The organism is Siccirubricoccus deserti (assembly GCF_014283215.1).
Taxonomy (GTDB): domain Bacteria; phylum Pseudomonadota; class Alphaproteobacteria; order Acetobacterales; family Acetobacteraceae; genus Siccirubricoccus; species Siccirubricoccus deserti.
The window spans coordinates 1-15,421 of the sequence record NZ_JACOMF010000007.1; the positions used below are offsets into that span (position 1 = coordinate 1).

Annotated in this window: 12 protein-coding genes and 1 pseudogene; 4 read left to right on the forward strand and 9 right to left on the reverse strand. The window is 71.1% G+C overall.

The window, feature by feature from the left end:
- Positions 1 to 63 precede the first annotated feature (63 nt).
- Positions 64 to 393 (forward strand): annotated as a pseudogene (locus tag H7965_RS08125) (transposase); the annotation flags it as partial.
- 200 nt (positions 394 to 593) lie between these two features.
- On the opposite strand, the gene H7965_RS08130 reads toward H7965_RS08125, so the two are convergent.
- The 6 genes from H7965_RS08130 to cydD all read right to left on the reverse strand — a co-directional run bounded on the left by H7965_RS08130 (position 594) and on the right by cydD (position 8,382).
- Complete coding sequence (locus H7965_RS08130) at positions 594 to 1,727, reverse strand: DegT/DnrJ/EryC1/StrS family aminotransferase (RefSeq protein WP_229682531.1); 1,134 nt, start codon at positions 1,725 to 1,727, stop codon at positions 594 to 596.
- 7 nt (positions 1,728 to 1,734) lie between these two features.
- Positions 1,735 to 2,736, reverse strand: coding sequence for an NAD-dependent epimerase/dehydratase family protein (locus H7965_RS08135; RefSeq protein ID WP_186770071.1), 1,002 nt, complete (start codon positions 2,734 to 2,736; stop codon positions 1,735 to 1,737).
- A gap of 202 nt (positions 2,737 to 2,938) precedes the next feature.
- Entirely contained in the window at positions 2,939 to 3,304 is a 366-nt protein-coding gene (locus H7965_RS08140) for a RidA family protein (protein WP_186770072.1), read from the reverse strand.
- A 49-nt stretch (positions 3,305 to 3,353) separates the two neighbouring features.
- Complete coding sequence (locus H7965_RS08145) at positions 3,354 to 5,021, reverse strand: calcium-binding protein (protein ID WP_186770073.1); 1,668 nt, start codon at positions 5,019 to 5,021, stop codon at positions 3,354 to 3,356.
- A gap of 73 nt (positions 5,022 to 5,094) precedes the next feature.
- A complete protein-coding gene (cydC, locus tag H7965_RS08150) occupies positions 5,095 to 6,717 on the reverse strand; it encodes a thiol reductant ABC exporter subunit CydC (RefSeq protein ID WP_229682533.1) in 1,623 nt (540 codons plus the stop codon).
- Positions 6,718 to 8,382: a thiol reductant ABC exporter subunit CydD gene (gene cydD, locus H7965_RS08155; RefSeq protein ID WP_186770074.1), complete on the reverse strand. Its 1,665-nt coding sequence runs from the start codon at positions 8,380 to 8,382 to the stop codon at positions 6,718 to 6,720.
- Between the two features lie 454 nt (positions 8,383 to 8,836).
- Here cydD and H7965_RS08160 point away from each other — a divergent pair, with 454 nt between their 5' ends.
- On the forward strand, positions 8,837 to 9,352 hold the full coding sequence (locus H7965_RS08160) for a lipocalin family protein (RefSeq protein WP_186770075.1): 516 nt from the start codon (positions 8,837 to 8,839) through the stop codon (positions 9,350 to 9,352).
- Between the two features lie 183 nt (positions 9,353 to 9,535).
- Here H7965_RS08160 and H7965_RS08165 read toward each other — a convergent pair whose 3' ends face one another.
- The 3 genes from H7965_RS08165 to H7965_RS08175 all read right to left on the reverse strand — a co-directional run bounded on the left by H7965_RS08165 (position 9,536) and on the right by H7965_RS08175 (position 12,478).
- A complete protein-coding gene (locus H7965_RS08165) occupies positions 9,536 to 10,762 on the reverse strand; it encodes an MFS transporter (protein WP_186770076.1) in 1,227 nt (408 codons plus the stop codon).
- Between the two features lie 148 nt (positions 10,763 to 10,910).
- Positions 10,911 to 11,306, reverse strand: coding sequence for a Zn-ribbon domain-containing OB-fold protein (locus H7965_RS08170; RefSeq protein WP_186770077.1), 396 nt, complete (start codon positions 11,304 to 11,306; stop codon positions 10,911 to 10,913).
- A gap of 5 nt (positions 11,307 to 11,311) precedes the next feature.
- On the reverse strand, positions 11,312 to 12,478 hold the full coding sequence (locus H7965_RS08175; RefSeq protein ID WP_186770078.1) for a thiolase domain-containing protein: 1,167 nt from the start codon (positions 12,476 to 12,478) through the stop codon (positions 11,312 to 11,314).
- Positions 12,479 to 12,669: 191 nt separating this feature from the next.
- Here H7965_RS08175 and H7965_RS08180 point away from each other — a divergent pair, with 191 nt between their 5' ends.
- Positions 12,670 to 13,911, forward strand: coding sequence for a CaiB/BaiF CoA transferase family protein (locus H7965_RS08180; RefSeq protein ID WP_186770079.1), 1,242 nt, complete (start codon positions 12,670 to 12,672; stop codon positions 13,909 to 13,911).
- Positions 13,912 to 14,084: 173 nt separating this feature from the next.
- The gene (locus H7965_RS08185) at positions 14,085 to 15,263 is read left to right on the forward strand and encodes an aminotransferase (protein ID WP_186770080.1); all 1,179 of its coding nucleotides are present in this window, start codon (positions 14,085 to 14,087) and stop codon (positions 15,261 to 15,263) included.
- Positions 15,264 to 15,421 lie beyond the last annotated feature (158 nt).

The following is a 15,421-nucleotide window of genomic DNA, read 5'->3' on the forward strand; positions in this document are numbered from 1 at the left end:
TCGGGACATCGCCAGAGAGCCTGGCCGAAGCTCACCGCGGTCGTCCACACCCATTCGCACCTGATCCTCGGCGCGGTTCCCGGCGTCGGACCGAGCCAGGACTCGCCCGACTTCGCCCCGGTAGTGCGTCAGGCGACTGCCCTCCTTGCGTTCAAGGCTGCGCTGGCCGATGCGGCCTATGACGCCGAGCATAATCACCGTCTCTGCCGCGAGGAGTGCGGAATGCGGCGCAGCGTCATCGCGCTCAACTCGCGGAATGCCGGCCGGCGCTGGCCGAAGACGCCCCACAGGCGCGCCATGCGACGGCACTTCCCGCGTGCGCTGTACCATCAGCGCTGGCATGCCGAGAGCGGCTTTAGCCAGCACAAACGACGCCTCGGCTCGGCTCTGAGCGCTCGCAGCGGTGCCGCGCAGGCGCGCGAAATCATCCTGCGGGTCCTCACCCACAACCTGATGCTCCTCAGGTCGCCCACCACAGGGTTTCAACAATGCATGGCCGGGCCAAAGCCCGGCCATGATGGGTTTCGGCTTGTCCAGTCCCGAAGCCCCGCTGTTCAGCCGCCGGACGGAGCGCCCGCCGCCAGCGTGCCCCCTCAGCCGCCGAGGCCGCGCAGCGCCTCGCAGATCCGCTCGATCTGCTCCTCGGTCAGTTCCGGGTACATCGGCAGGCTGAACACCTCCAGCGCGGCCCTTGCGGTCTCGGCGCAGCCGGCAGGGCCGAGGGCGGTGCGCCCCTGATAGGCGGATTGCAGATGGACCGGCACCGGGTAGTGGATGCCGGTGCCGACCCCGGCCTCCTTCAGCCGGGCCTGCAGCGCGGCGCGTTCGGGGCTGCGCAGCACATACTGGTGGAACACATGCTCGGCGTCCGGACGGCGCACCGGCGGCGCGACCGGGCCATTGGCCAGCGCGGCGTCGTAGCGCGCCGCGATCTCCCGCCGCTTCGTATTGCCGGCGTCGAGCGCGGTCAGTTTCACCCGCAGGATCGCTGCCTGCACCTCGTCCAGCCGGCTGTTCACCCCGACCATCGAGGAGATGTAGCGCTCCTTCCAGCCATACTGGCGGATGGCGGCGATGCGGTCGGCCAACTCGAAATCATCGGTCGCCAGCACCCCGCCGTCGCCGAGCGCCCCGAGGTTCTTGGTTGGATAGAGCGAGAATGCTGCGGCGGCGCCGAGGGTGCCGAGCTTCCGGCCATGCAGGGTGGCGCCATGCGCCTGGGCGCAATCCTCGATCAGCGCGACGCCATTGCGGCTGCATGCCTCCAGCATCGGCCCGAGGTCGCAGGACTGGCCGTAGAGATGGACGGCGATGGCCGCGCGGATCGGCGGCAGGCCGGGTGGCGGATCCTCCAGCACCGCGGTCAGCTCGTCCGGGTCCATGGTGTAGGTGTCCGGGTCGATGTCGAGCAGCAGCGGCGTCGCCCCGGCCATCTCGATGGCGGCGACGGTGGCGACGGCGGTGTGGGAAACGGTGGCGACAGTGCAGCCCTCGCCGATGCCCATGCCGCGCAGGATCAGCGCCAGCGCGTCGGTGCCATTGGCGCAGCCGACGGCGCGGGTGGTGCCGAGCCAGGCGGCGAATTCCCGCTCGAAGGCCTCGCCCTCCTTGCCGAGGATGTACCAGCCGGAGGCCAGCGCGCGCTGCACGGCGGCGTCGATCTCGGCCTGCTGGGCCCGGTAGCCGGCGCCTGGGTCGGCCTGCGGGATCATGGTCTGCGGATTCATTCTGGCCTCACGTGTAATCGGCGAGCCGGCTGCGGTACCAGTCGAGGGAGCGACGCAGCCCCTCGTCCAGCCCGATCTCCGGCACCCATCCCGTCGCCTCGCGGAAGGCCCGGTCATCGGCGTGGTAGCTGCCGATGTCGATGGGGGCGCGATCGGCGGGGAAGCTCTTCACAGTGTAGTGACCGCGGCCGTCATTGGCGGCAATCAACCGATCGGCCAGTTCCTTCAGCGAGGCCGGCGGGGAACCGCCCAGGTTGAACACCCGCCCGGCCACATCGGGCCGCGGCGCCGCCTCGGCCGAGAGCAGGAAGGCGCGAACCACGTCATCCACATAGGTCAGGTCGCGGAGCTGCTCGCCACCCCAGACCTCAAAGGGCTCGCCGCGCAGCACCTGGCGGATCCAGATGCCGAGGAAGGTCTGCCGCGCGTCGCGGATCCGCAGCCGCGGGCCGTAGCAGTTGGTCAGCCGCAGCGAGACCACCGGGCGGTGCAGCACCCGCTGTTCCAGCAGCCAGTACTGCTCGCCGGCCCATTTCGAGACGCCATTGGCGTCCGGCGGGTTCACCGGATGGACCTCATCGACCGGCAGGCTGATCGGCCGGCCATAGAATTGCCGGGTGGAGGCATGCACCACCACCGCCTTCGGCGCCGCCTCCCGCATCACCTGGATCAGCCGCACCTGGGCAACGGCATTGATGGCGATATCCGCCACCGGGTCCTTCTGCCCGCCCATATGGCTGGTCTGCGCCGCCATGTTGAACAGCACGTCGGCATCCTGGCAGAGCGTATGCAACTCCACATCACGGATGTCGCCGCGCACCAGCAATACCGAGGCGCCCTCGAGATTGGCGATATTCGCCCCGCCATCGTCATGCATGGCATCCAGCGCGGTCACCCGCGCCCCGAGGCCGGCAAGCCGATGGCAAAGCGCGCTGCCGAGGAAGCCGGCCCCGCCCGTCACCAGCACCCGCTTGCCCCGCCAGAAGGCGGCCCGTTCGGCGTCCGTCATTGATCCCTCATGCCTCCGCGGGCAGCCGCCCACATCTGTGTTGTCGTGCCCGATTGCGGCGGAACCGCGTCACCTCTCCGGCGGAGGCGCGGCGCTCGTCCCGCAGCGCAACATGCCCTGACCCGGAGGTTGCCGGGGAATGATGGCTGCGTGAGCCCGCAGGGTTGTGCACCGCGGCGCCATATTCCACCGGACCACTCGGTTACCTGGCAGCCGGCTCCGGCAAGGCGGCGACGCCGGTGATCTCCACCCGCCAGGCGGGATCGACCAGCGGCGCCTGGATGGTCATCCGCGCCGGCTTGGCGCGAGGGTCGAGCCAGCGGTCCCAGGCGCGGTTCATCGCCGGCGCATCGGCGATGTCGCGCAGCACCACGGTGATGCTCAGCAACGCTGATTTGTCGGTACCGGCCTCGGCCAGTAGGACATCGATCTGCGCCAGTATGTCCTCGGTCTGTCCCTCGGTGTCGAGGGTGCTGTCGTCGGCCACCTGGCCGGCCAGCCAGACCAGCCCGCCATGCACCACCGCGCCCGAAAGCCGTGCTTCCTCGCCGATTCGCCTGATCGCCATCATTCCCTCCCGGCCCATGCCGGAAGGGGGAGTAGCGCGGCCGGCGGCCTCAGGCGAAGAGGAAATCCGCCGCGGTCAGGCCGGTGACGCCGGTGACGATGACGTAATGGCCCGGGCCGAAATGGACCACCGTGCTGCCGCCGCTGACCAGGAAGGCAGGTTGCAACTGGGTGAAATCGGTGAAGCCCAACCCGACCAGCAGCATATGGTCCTCATTCCGGACGAAATCGCCGATGACCGTGCCGCCGATGCCGCGCTCGAACACGAAGCTGTCGGCTCCGGCCTGGCCGAACAGGACGTCGTTGCCGCCCTTGCCGTTCAGCGTGTCGTTGCCGGCACCGCCGTAGAGCCAGTTCGCCGAGGTGTTGCCGATAATGGCGTTGTCGAGCGGATTGCCGACACCGAAGGAGGTGGTGCCGTGCAGGACGAGGGTCTCGATCTCCTCGTACAGATAGTAGGCGCCGTCGAAGATGTCGGCGAAGACCGTGTCATTGCCATCGCCGGCGGATTCGAAAACGAGGTCGGCCGGGCTGTCAGCATGGAAGCTATCGTCGCCGGCTCCGCCATGGAGGTAGTCGGAATCGCCGAGGCCGCTGGCGCCGTCCAGCGTGTCGTTCCCGGCGCCACCGAACAGCATGTCGAAGGCGAAGCCAGCGCCGCCGCTGAGGCTGTCGTCGCCATCCTCGCCATGGAGCGCGTCGGCGTCCGCGCCGCCGTCCAGCGTGTCATTGCCCTCTCCGCCGAAGAGGCTGTCGGTGCCGGCACCACCGAGCAGGCTGTCGTTGCCCGCCTCGCCGTAGAGCACGTCATCGCCCTCGCCGCCGTCCAGCGTATCCGCCCCCTCGCCGGCGTGGAGGTCGTCGGCGCCAGCGCCGCCGCTGAGGCTGTCGTCGCCATCCTCGCCATGGAGCGCATCGGCGTCCGCGCCGCCGTCCAGCCTGTCGTCGCCCTCCCCGCCGAAGAGCTGGTCGATGCCGGCACCACCGATCAGGCTATCGTTGCCCGCCTCGCCGTAGAGCATGTCATCGCCCTCGCCGCCGTCCAGCGTATCCGCCCCTTCGCCGGCGTGGAGGTCGTCGGCGCCAGCGCCGCCGCTGAGGCTGTCGTCGCCATCCTCGCCATGGAGCGCATCGGCGTCCGCGCCGCCGTCCAGCCTGTCGTCGCCCTCCCCACCGAAGAGCTGGTCGATGCCGGCACCACCGATCAGGCTGTCGTTGCCCGCCTCGCCGTAGAGCATGTCATCGCCCTCGCCACCGGCAAGCGTATCGACGCCCTCGCCGCCCCGCAGCGTATCGGCGGCGGCTCCGCCCTCCAGCCTGTCGTCGCCAGCCCCGCCATCGGCGATGCTGCCGTCGCCGCCACCAACAGTGAGGGACACATTGCCTGGCCCATTCGCGACCCGCAGCAACCCGGGGGTCCCCAACTGCCCAGCGGTGAGGATGATATTGGCGTTGGCCGGCGTCAGCGCATAACAGCCGACGGCATCGGTGCTGGTGGCGGAGGCGTAATAGGTGCCGCTGCTGCGTAAGGTGATGCTGCCGGCACTGGTCAGCGACAACTGCTCCGTGCCATTGGCCGAGCGCAGCCGGACGGTGCCAGCACCGCCCAGCACTTCGGCCAGGATCGGGCGGTTACTGTGGCCGGTCAGTAGGCTCACCGCGAACCAGTCGTGGTCACCGGCGGCATCCCAGGAACCGGAGGCTGTGCATGGAGTCATGCCTCGCAGCTTCTACGGGAACATCGCCTGGGGGGATACTGTTCCCCGCAAATAACGTGTTCTGGTAGAGGAACTACCCGGCCGCCGACAGCACCCGCCCACCGACCAGCCGAAGGATGCGGGTCGGCCGCTCCACCCCGGTCAGCCGGTGGGTGATGAGGATGACGCTGCGGCCGGCGGTCACCGTCTCCAGGGTTTCCAGGAAGGCCCGCTCGGTTTCGGCGTCAAGGCCGGCGGTGGGTTCGTCCAGGATCAGCACCGGGGCAGCGGAGAGCAGCACCCGGGCCAGCGCCAGCCGCCGCGCCTGGCCGCCGGAGAAGCGCGCCCCACCCTCGCCACAGCCGGTCGCAAGCCCGTCCGGCAGAGTGCGCACCAGCTCGCCGATCCCGGCCCGGTCCAGCGCCCGCCACAGCGCTGCATCGGGCGCGGTCGGTGCGGCGATGCGGAGGTTGGCGGCGATGCTGTCGTCGAACAGCCTGGCGTCCTGGGTCAGGCAGGCGATCCGCCGCCGCACCGCATCCGCCGGCAGGTTGGCGAGATCGACCCCACCGAGGGTGATCCGCCCCTCCTGCGGTGCCGCCAGCTTCAGCAGCAGCGCGGCGAGGCTCGACTTGCCGGCGCCGGAGGGACCGAGCAAGGCCAGCCGGGCGCCCTCCGGCACTTCCAGGGCCAAATCCTCGAAGACCGGCGGGCGGTCCGGGGTCCAGGCAAAGCGGATGTGCTCAAGGCGGAGGGCGTAGCCGGCGGGCAGTTCGGCCGGAGTGACGGGCTCGGCCACCGGGGCGGGGGTATCCGCCGCCTCGAACAGCCTTCGGGCACTGGCGGCGGCGATGGCGAGGGTGGTGCCGGCGCGCGGCAGGGTACCGATGGATTCGGCTGCCGCCACTGCCAGGAACAGCCCAAGCACGGCGAGGCCGAGGCCGGAGGCCCCGGTCTCCAGTCCCCAGCCGAGCGCGCCGAGCAGCGCCGCCTGTACCAGCACCGCCCCCGCCGCCCCGGCCCAGGCGCCACGCCAGGCGAGCCGCCGCTGTGCCGCGGCCAGCGCGGCGCCCTCGGTGGCCAGCGCCGCCCCGGCCCGGGCCTCGGCATTGGCCGCCAGCGTATCCTCGATGCCCATCAGCGGATCGACCGCGGCGGCGCGCAGCCTGCCCTGGGCGGTGGCGCCAGCGGCGGCGGCGCGGGCGGCGCCGGGGGCCAGCAGCAGCGGCAGCAGCAGGGCGACGGCGAGCGGCAGCGCCACCAGCGCCGCCAGCAGCGGCGCCCCGGCCAGCAGCGCCAGGGTGACGAGCACCACCACGATTGCGGTCAGCACCGGGACTATGGCGCTGAGGTAGAGCCGGTCCAGCGCCTCCACATCCGCCACCAGCCGGCCGAGCAGGTCGCCGGAGCGGTGCAGCCCGATCCCCGCCGGCATGCGTTCCGCCAGGCGGCGGAAGAACCAGACGCGGGTATCGGCCAGCGCCCGGAAGGTGGCGGCATGGGTCAGCATGCGCTCCACCCAGCGGCTGGCCGGGCGCAGCACCACCAGCGGCAGAAGCAACAGCCCGCCGGCGGCCAGGGCGGCGACCCGCTCCCCGGCCATGGCCAGCAGCGCCAGCCCGAGCAGCGCGGCGACGGCGGCGGCGGCGATGCCGCCGAGGAGCCAGGTGGCACGGGGCCGCCACAGCCCCAGCACCCGGGCAAGATCGGCGCGCATCTAGGCCGGCACCTGCCGCGCGGTGCCGGGCACCCGCCCCGCCGCGATCTCCAGCACCCGTCCGAGCTGCGCCCGGGCGCCGCTGTGGCTGGCAATGATCGCGGTGCGGCCGAGGCAGAGACGCTGCAGGCTTTCGATCACCTCCGCCTCGGTGCCGGGGTCGAGATGGGCGGTCGGTTCGTCCAGCAGTACGAGAGGGGTGTCGCGCAGGAAGGCCCGGGCCAGTGCCACCCGCTGCGCCTGGCCGCCGGACAGGCCCCAGCCCCCCTCGCCCACCGCGGTGTCGAGGCCCTCGGGCAGCGCCGCGGCGAAATCGGTCACGCGGGCGGCCTGGGCGGCGGCCTCCACCTGGGCAGCCGTCGCCTCAGGCCGGGCGAAGCGGATGTTCTCGCGGATCGAGCCGCGGAAGAGATGCGGCTTCTGGCCGATGTAGGAGGAAAGACGGCGCAATTCCTCCGGCCGCAGAGCCATGGCGTCCTGGCCGTTGATGGCCATGCGCCCGGCATCGGGCCGGATGAAGCCCATCAGCAGCCGCAGCACCGAGGATTTCCCCGCCCCGGAGGGCCCGGCCAGCACCAGTGTCTCCCCGGCATTGACCCGGAAGGATAGGCCATCCAGCGCCGGTGCCCGGGCCGGGTCGTAGCTGAGGCGGACATCGCTGAAGGTGACGACGACGCGCGGCGGCATCGCCTCCAGCGCCAGGCCTTCAGCGGCTGGCCGGTCCAGCAGCGGGGCCAGGGCAGCTGCGGCGCCGGTGGCGGCCAGTCTTTCGTGATAGGCGGCGGAGAAGGCGCGCAGCGGGGCGAAGAAGGCCGGCACCAGCAGCAGGGCGAAGACGCCGGCGGTGGGGTCGCCGGCGAAGCCGCCATACCGCCAGGCGGTGCAGGCAATGGCGCCCGCCGCCAGCAGTTCCATGGCGGTGCCGGAGAGGAAGGCGATGCGCAGCACCCGCATGGTGCGGGCGCGCAGCTCATCGGCGGCGGTACCGAGCGCCGTCGCCTCTTCTTCCTGCCGGTTGAACAGCACCAGCGTGGGCAGGCCGCGCATACGGTCGAGGAAACGGCCGGAGAGGCGTTCCAGGCTTTCGAATTGTCGGCGGCTGGCGGCGGCGGCACCGATCCCGGTCAGCGCCATGGCGATCGGGTAGAGCAGTCCGGCGATCGCCAGCACCAGGGCGCTGCGGCCATCCACCATGAAGGCCGCGACGATGACGACGAGCGGCGCCAGCAGCGCCAGGGCGGCGGCCGGCAGCCAGCGGGCGAAATAGCCGTCCAGCGCCTCGATCCGGTCGACCACCAGGCTGGCGCGCTCGCCGACGCCGCGCGGATCGGCCGGGCCGAGGGCGAGCAGTCGGGCGAAGGCGGCATCCCGTAGCCGGGCCCGCGCCGCCTCTCCTGCCGCGAGCTGGCTGCGTTCCTGGGCCAGGCCAAGACCGATACCGAGCAGCGCCAGCGCCCCGGTAGCGGCCAGATCGTCCCAGCCAGCACCCGGATGACCGAGCAGCGCGGCGACCAGACGGGCTACCAGCCAGGCGCCGAGCAGGCCGGTGATGGTGGCGGCGAGGCCAAAGGCCACCGGCCGCAGCACATGGCCGCGCAGGGCCTTCGATTGCTGGCGCAGCAGGGCCCGTGCCGCGCCCGCATTGCCCTCCCCGGGAGTGATCATGCGCTGTAGATAGCCCCGTACGGGGGTTGCCGTCACGCGGTACCGACAGTTACGGAATGATCCTAAGTAGTAACATTATCGACACCCTTCCGCCGGAGCCGCCGATGCTGCCGACCCATGGCCGCCACGTCTGCTCGCCCTGGCCCGACCGAACGCGCCACGCCTGGCCAGGCGGGACGAAGCTCGCGGTATACCTCGGGACGACCCTTGGGCATTTCGCTTTTGGCAAGACGCTGGGGCCGGAGTTGGCGCCGGACGCCAACAGCGGTGGCGGGCCGCGACGATGTTCCGCAGGGGGTAGGCATCGTGTTGCATCCCTGCATCCTCGACCAACCTTACCGCCTGCGAGTGCTGCGCGGCGCACTGGCAGCGATCGCGGCACAGGAGGAGGTCGGATCGCCACCGTCGGGGCGATCTTCAACCATGTGGCTGCGCTGCCGGCCGGGGGCGTGCCATGAAGCGCCTGCTCATGCTGCTTGCTCTTCTGGCCGACTGCGCCAGGCCGGCTGCCGACGCGCCGCAGACCGTCGCCGCGGTGGAGCTGCCGCGCTACCTCGGCGTCTGGCATGAGGTTGCCCGCTTCCCCAACCGCTTCCAGGATGGCGGTGGACGGCGCTGTACTCAGGTGACCGCCACCTATACGGCGCGCGAGGATGGCCAGATCGGCGTCGAGAACCGCTGCCTGGATCGCGGCGAGGAACGCGTTGCGCGCGGCCGGGCCTATGTGGTCGAGGGCAGCAACAACGCCCGGCTCCGGGTGACCTTCTTCTGGCCCTTCTATGGCGACTATTGGGTAATCGGCCTCGATCCCGACTACCGCTGGGCCGTCGTGGGGGCGCCGGATCGGGATTACCTCTGGGTGCTGTCGCGGACGCCGGAGATGGCGCCGGCGGCCTATGCAGGGGCGGTGGAGCTGGCGCGGGCGGAAGGCTTCGATGTGGGGAGGCTGCGTCGCTCGGCGGGTGGGTGAAACGGCCTGGGCGACCAGCGGGAATTTCGCCTCGAGCCTCTGCTTTCGAAGACATGCTTGAGAATAATGGGGTTGGATCGGGGAGGCGCTACCCCCCGCCCCCGCCGGGCGGACAAGCATCCTCAGACCCTGGCCTGGGTTTGGAGCGGGCTTTACGGCCCCTGGCGGCCACGCCTCCGCTGTCTACGCCCCTGCCCGCAGCACGACGGACGCGCGCCTGTGCCCCAGTACGGTGATGACCGCCAGAAGCTGGAACGCCCCGGTCGCCAGGAACAGCAAGGGGGCCGCGCCAGGTGCCTCGGTGGCGGGCAGCACCTCGCGCAGCGCCCCGAAAGCCGCTGGCGCGAAGGCATAGACGGCCTGGCTGCAGGCGGTGACCAGGGCGACGACCCGGGCGGTCTCCGCCGGGGCGAAATCCTGCTGGGCGATTAGCGGCGGCAACGAGGTGGCGTTGCCGAGGCCGAGGCCGAACAGCACCACGCCCAGCACCAGCAGCGGGATGCTCGTGCCACCGGCAGCCAGCAGGACGAGGGACCCGCAGAGCTGCAGCCCGTAATTCGCTGCCGCCGCCCGGCGCCGATCCGCCCCCGGCGGCATCAGCCAGCCGAGTGCCGTACGGCCAAGGATGGCACAGCCGGTCGCCAGCCCGGCGACAAAGCCGGCACGCTGGGCACCGAACACCGGCACCAGCAATGAGAAGAGATGGGCAATGAGGCCGATCTGGGCGAAGAGGCCGAGCGCGGTGGCGGCCACCAGCGTGGCGAAGCGCCGGTCGTGCCACAGAAGGGCGCCAGGCCGGGATACACCCGCCGCCGCGGGAGGCGGGGCAGTCACCGCCTCGCCATCCGGCGCCTGGCCCAATGCGGCCGGTGTCCGGGAGAAGATCCGAGCCGAGAGCCAGCAGAGCGTCATCACCATGGCGCCGCCCACCACCGCCGCCGCCCCGGCAAAGCCGAGCCCGGCGATCAGCGCAACCCAGAGAGGGGAGAGCAGCACGCCGCCGATGCTGGCACCGTTGTAGGCCATGCTGAGCGCCGCTGGCCGCCGGCGGATGAACCAGGGGGAAACCATGGCGTTGATCGCCGCCGCCCCGGTCGCCGCGTAGCCGAAGCCGCTCAGCAATGTCGCCGCGAAAAGCTGCCAGGGCTCCGCCGCCAGCGCCCAGCCGAACACGCCGAGCGCCGCGGCCATCGCTGCCGCGCTGGTGACGGCGGCCGAGACCAGGGCAATCGGCCAGCCGCGCGCCTCATGCACGGCATGCAGGAAGATCGGCGGGCCATAAAAGCCGACACCCCAGCCGAAGATGGCGACGGTGAAGGCCGCCCAGACCACGCGCCAGCCGAAGAAGCCGGCTTGTTGGTCAGGGTGCGGGCCGAAGCCGACAGATGTGGGGGTGGGGTTTTGAGGCATGGCTGCTCCGCCTGGAAGGTTCCAGGCAGCATGCCGCCGGAGCGATAGCCGATGCTGCGCGCATGGCCGAAGTGTAGGTGCCGGTGCTGAACGGCCCCATGTCGCCGAAAAGCAGGGGCGGTCGGCCTGCGCCGACCGCTCCCTTGCCTCAGGCCGGCTTGAACACCGGATAGGGCGGGCCGTCGTCCTGGGTCGGACGCCAGGTGATCTGCACCTTGTCGCCGATCGCCACCTTGTCGAAGTCGCACTCGACGATGTTGGTCATCATCGTCGGCCCGTCATCCAGCGTGACATAGGCGATGGCGTAGACCTCCGGCGCGCGCTTCATCACGCTGACGCTGTAGATGGTGCCGGTGCCCTTGCTCTCGACCCATTCGGTCGTCTCGCTCATGCAGTGCGGGCAGGTCGCGCGCGGATACCAATGCGCCTTGTTGCAGGCGGTGCAGCGCTTGATGAGGAATTTGCCTTCCTTGGCCGCGGCCCAGAAGGGCGCGGTCTCGGGGTTGACGCCGGGCGCGGGGATCGCGCGTTCCTTGGCAGCCATGCGGATCACTCCCGTTCCATGATGAGCGTGGCGGCGCCGTGCCGGCTGCCGAGCAGCCCGCCGGTGCCATGCGCCAGCGCCAGATTGCAATTCGGCACCTGCACCTTCGGATGCGCCTCGCCGCGCAGCTGCCGCACCGCCTCGATCACCTTGGTGATGCCGCCGCGGTTCGCCGGGTGGTTGTTGCAGAGCCCGCCGCCGTCGGTGTTGAAGGGCAGCTTGCCGACGCCGCTGATGAGGTTGCCGTCGGCCACGAACCGGCCGCCCTGGCCCTTCTCGCAGAAGCCGATGTCCTCCAGCTGCACCACCACGGTGATGGTGAAGCTGTCGTAGATGCTGGCGTATTTGATGTCGCCCGGCTTGACGCCCGCCTCGGCGAAGGCGGCGGGGCCGCTGCGCACGCCGGCGGAATAGGTCAGGTCGACGTCGCCGCCCATCTGGCCCTTGATCGATTCGCCGGCGCCCAGCACCTTCACCAGCGGCCGCTTCAGCGACTTTGCGATCTCCGGCGCGACGACGACCAGCGCGCCGCCACCGTCGGAGACGACGCAGCAATCCAGCCGGTGCAGCGGCGTGGCGATCAGCGGGCTGCCCACCACCTGCTCCACCGTCACCACGTCGCGCAGCATCGCGTGTTCGTTGTACTGGGCATGGTGGCTGGCGGCGACCTTCACCCAGGCGAGCTGCTCGGCGGTGGTGCCGAACTGGTGCATGTGCCGCGCCGCGACCATCGCATAGGCGTTCACCGTGGCGACGCCGAGCGGGAATTCCCACTGGGTGTCCGGCGCATCGGCGCCGCGCATCCGCGGCGTCGCGCCGGAATGGCCTTCCGACCGCGGCCGTCCGGCCAGGGTGATCAGCGCCACCTTGCACTTGCCGGCGGCGATCGCCTCGGCGGCGTGCGCGACATGGGCGATGTAGGAACAGCCGCCGACATCGGTGCTGTCGTAATGCTTCAGCGTCAGGCCCATGTAGTCGACCATGGCGATCGGCCCGAGGCCGGGCGCGTCGCCGGCGCAGAAATAGCCGTCGACATCGGCCTTGGTCAGCCCGGCATCGCGCAGCGCGCCGAGCGCGGCTTCCGCGTGGAGCTGTGCGACCGACTTGTCCTTCGCCAGTCGCGTCGGGTGCTCATAGGCCCCCGCGATATAGGCCTTGCCCTTGATGCTCATGCGCCGCTCGCGCTCCCTTCCCCACGGCCCCTCATGGCCGCTGCCGTAGTGTCGCGCCAGAGACGCGCGGGTGCAAATTGGCCTGCGACGCGCCCCGCAAATCGACGGAGGTGCGCGCCTGCCGATCCGCCCGGGTTTCCCCCGCGCGCCGCACGCCGTATTCCTGGGGGAAGAGAATTCCGGGGGAGCCCATGTCCGACGCGATCGGGACCGAAGCCAGCACCACCACAGCCAGCGCCACCGAGGCGACCGGTCCGCTGAAGGGGATTCGCGTCCTCGACCTGACGGCCGTCGTGCTAGGCCCGTTCTGCACCCAGACCCTGGGCGACTGGGGCGCCGAGGTCATCAAGATCGAGCCGCCGACCGGTGACATCGTCCGCAACTCCGGCCTCTACCGCAACCGCGGCATGGCCTCGGTCTACCTTGGCCTCAACCGCAACAAGCGCTCGCTGGCGATCGACCTGAAGTCGCCGGAGGGCAAGGAGGCGCTGCGGCGGCTGATCCCGCGGACCGATGTGCTGGTCACCAACATTCGCCCCGCCGGCATGGCGCGACTCGGCTTCGGGCCGGAGGAATGCCGCCGGCTGAACCCGAAGCTGGTCTTCGCCGTTGCCACCGGCTTCGGCCAGGATGGCCCGTACCGCGCCCGCCCGGCCTTCGACGAGATCATCCAGGCCGCCTCGGGCCTCGCCGACATCGTCGGCGAGGAGACCGGGGAGCCGCGCTTCGTCCCCTCCCTGGTGGCCGACAAGATCACCGGCATGGCGCTGCTCTCGGCGGTGCTCGGCGCCCTGCTGCACCGCGAGCGCAGCGGCGAGGGCCAGCTGGTGGAGGTGCCGATGCTGGAGACGCTGAGCGCCTTCGTCGGCGTCGAGCATCTCGGCGGCATGGCCTTCGAACCCTCGATCGGCGAGCCCGGCTACAAGCGGCTGCGCCACAGGAAGCCGGCGCGCACCAAGGACGGCTGGGTCACCCTGCTACCCTATTCCTCGGCCAATTGGGTCGCCTTCTTCACCGCCGCCGGCCGGCCGGAGCTGATCGAGGAGCTGCACCTGCGCGACCCGGTGCAGCGCAACGCGAATATCGACAAGGTCTATGCCGCGCTGCGCGAGGTGGCGCTGACCCGCACCACCGCGGAATGGCTGGCGCTCTGCCAGGAGAATGACGTGCCGGCCACCGCCTTCACCCCGATCGGCGAGGTGACCGAGCATCCGCATCTGAAGGCGGTCGGGATGTTCGGGCTGCATGACCACCCGAGCGAGGGCCGCATCCGCCTGCCCAAGCCGCCGACCCGCTTCGAGAAGACCCCGGCCAATATCCGGCAACAGGCGCCCCGCCTTGGCGAGCACACCGCCGAGGTGCTGGAGGAGCTGGGCTTCGGCGCGGCGGAGATCGCCGGGATGGAGGCCCGCAAGGTCATTCGTAAGGCGTGAGCCGTCGCCTCGTCGGGCCACGCCCCCGGCAGGCCTGGAGCGGATCGTGCATGGGCGTGAACGCCCCGGAGCGCGAATCCGCTCTGCAAACAACAGGCTACCGCGGGCTGACGTTCGGACATGAACGCACTCTGCGGTAGACTGGCCGGGCGTGGAGTGGGAAGCCTGCCGCCATGCCGCCGCTCTCGCCGCGAATCCGCGCCACCGCCGCCCCGCCCATCCCCTCCGTCCGAAGCTGGGCGGCGCGCTACGCCGGCCAGGCCGGGCCAATGATCGACCTGACCCAGGCGGTGCCGGGCTACCCGCCGCATCCGGAGCTGCTGGCGAGGCTCGCCAGCCTGGCCGGCAGTGCCGCCACCGCCGGCTACGGCCCGATCGACGGCGAGCCGACCCTGCGGGAAGCGCTGGCGGCCGATATCGCGCAATTCTACGCCGCCCCGGTCACCGCCGCCGATGTCGCCATCACCGCCGGCTGCAACCTCGGCTTCGCCATGACCATGGCGGTGCTGGCCGCCGAGGGCGAGGCGGTGGTGCTGCCCACCCCCTGGTACTTCAACCACGCCATGGCGCTGAGCATGGCCGGCATCCGCGCCCTGCCCCTGCCCTGCCGCGCCGGGGACGGTTTCATCCCCGACCCCGAGCGGCTGGAGCCGCTATTGGCGGCCGGCGCCCGGGCGCTGGTGCTGGTCTCGCCGAACAACCCGACCGGCGCGGTCTACCCGGCCGAGGTCATCGCCCGCTGCGCCGCGCTCTGCCGCCGCCACGGCGCCTGGCTGGTGCTGGACGAGACCTACCGGGATTTCCTGCCGGCCGTCGCCACCCCGCCGCATGCGCTGTTCCAGGACCCCGCCTGGCGCGACGGCATCATCCAGCTCTACAGCTTCTCCAAGGCCTATTGCGTGCCTGGCCATCGGGTCGGCGCCATCCTCGCCGGCCCCGGCGTCCGGGCCGAGCTGATGAAGGCGCTGGACACCCAGCAGATCTGCGCCCCGCGCCCCGCCCAGGCGGCGCTGGCCTGGGCGGTGCCGGCGCTGGCCGGATGGCGCGCCGGCAACCGCGACCTCATGGCCGGGCGCGCCGCCGCCTTCCGCCAGGCGGCGGGCCAACTGCCGGGCTGGCGGCTGGAGTCGCTCGGGGCCTATTTCGCCTACCTGCGGGTGCCGGAGGATGGGCCGGATGCGCTGGCGGTCGCCGAGGCGCTGGCGGTGCAACGCGGGCTGCTCGGCCTGCCAGGTCCCTTCTTCGGCCCGGCCCGCAATTCGGGCCAGGACCGCCACCTGCGACTGGCCTTTGCCAACGCCGCGCTGGAGGCGATCAGCGAACTACCCGGGCGGCTGGCCGGCGCCGGATAGGGCGGATCGCTGCAGGGCGAGATTGCTCAATGGCCTGAAGCAATCCCGATTCAGGGTCTTGTGAGACATCCCTGCCATTCGCCCGAACCCGCCTGACCGGCTTCTGTTCCGGACCGGGCCCATCCAGACCGGATCCGCTCCCGTTGGGGCACTTGCCC

Coding starts and splice junctions, on each gene's coding strand:
- H7965_RS08130 (WP_229682531.1), bottom strand. CDS start 1,727: ATGAATCCGCAGACCATGATCCCGCAGGCCGACCCAGGCGCCGGCTAC.
- cydD (WP_186770074.1), bottom strand. CDS start 8,382: ATGATCACTCCCGGGGAGGGCAATGCGGGCGCGGCACGGGCCCTGCTG.
- H7965_RS08175 (WP_186770078.1), bottom strand. CDS start 12,478: ATGAGCATCAAGGGCAAGGCCTATATCGCGGGGGCCTATGAGCACCCG.
- H7965_RS08140 (WP_186770072.1), bottom strand. CDS start 3,304: ATGGCGATCAGGCGAATCGGCGAGGAAGCACGGCTTTCGGGCGCGGTG.
- H7965_RS08180 (WP_186770079.1), top strand. CDS start 12,670: ATGTCCGACGCGATCGGGACCGAAGCCAGCACCACCACAGCCAGCGCC.
- H7965_RS08145 (WP_186770073.1), bottom strand. CDS start 5,021: ATGACTCCATGCACAGCCTCCGGTTCCTGGGATGCCGCCGGTGACCAC.
- H7965_RS08135 (WP_186770071.1), bottom strand. CDS start 2,736: ATGACGGACGCCGAACGGGCCGCCTTCTGGCGGGGCAAGCGGGTGCTG.
- H7965_RS08170 (WP_186770077.1), bottom strand. CDS start 11,306: ATGGCTGCCAAGGAACGCGCGATCCCCGCGCCCGGCGTCAACCCCGAG.
- H7965_RS08165 (WP_186770076.1), bottom strand. CDS start 10,762: ATGCCTCAAAACCCCACCCCCACATCTGTCGGCTTCGGCCCGCACCCT.
- H7965_RS08185 (WP_186770080.1), top strand. CDS start 14,085: ATGCCGCCGCTCTCGCCGCGAATCCGCGCCACCGCCGCCCCGCCCATC.
- cydC (WP_229682533.1), bottom strand. CDS start 6,717: ATGCGCGCCGATCTTGCCCGGGTGCTGGGGCTGTGGCGGCCCCGTGCC.
- H7965_RS08160 (WP_186770075.1), top strand. CDS start 8,837: ATGAAGCGCCTGCTCATGCTGCTTGCTCTTCTGGCCGACTGCGCCAGG.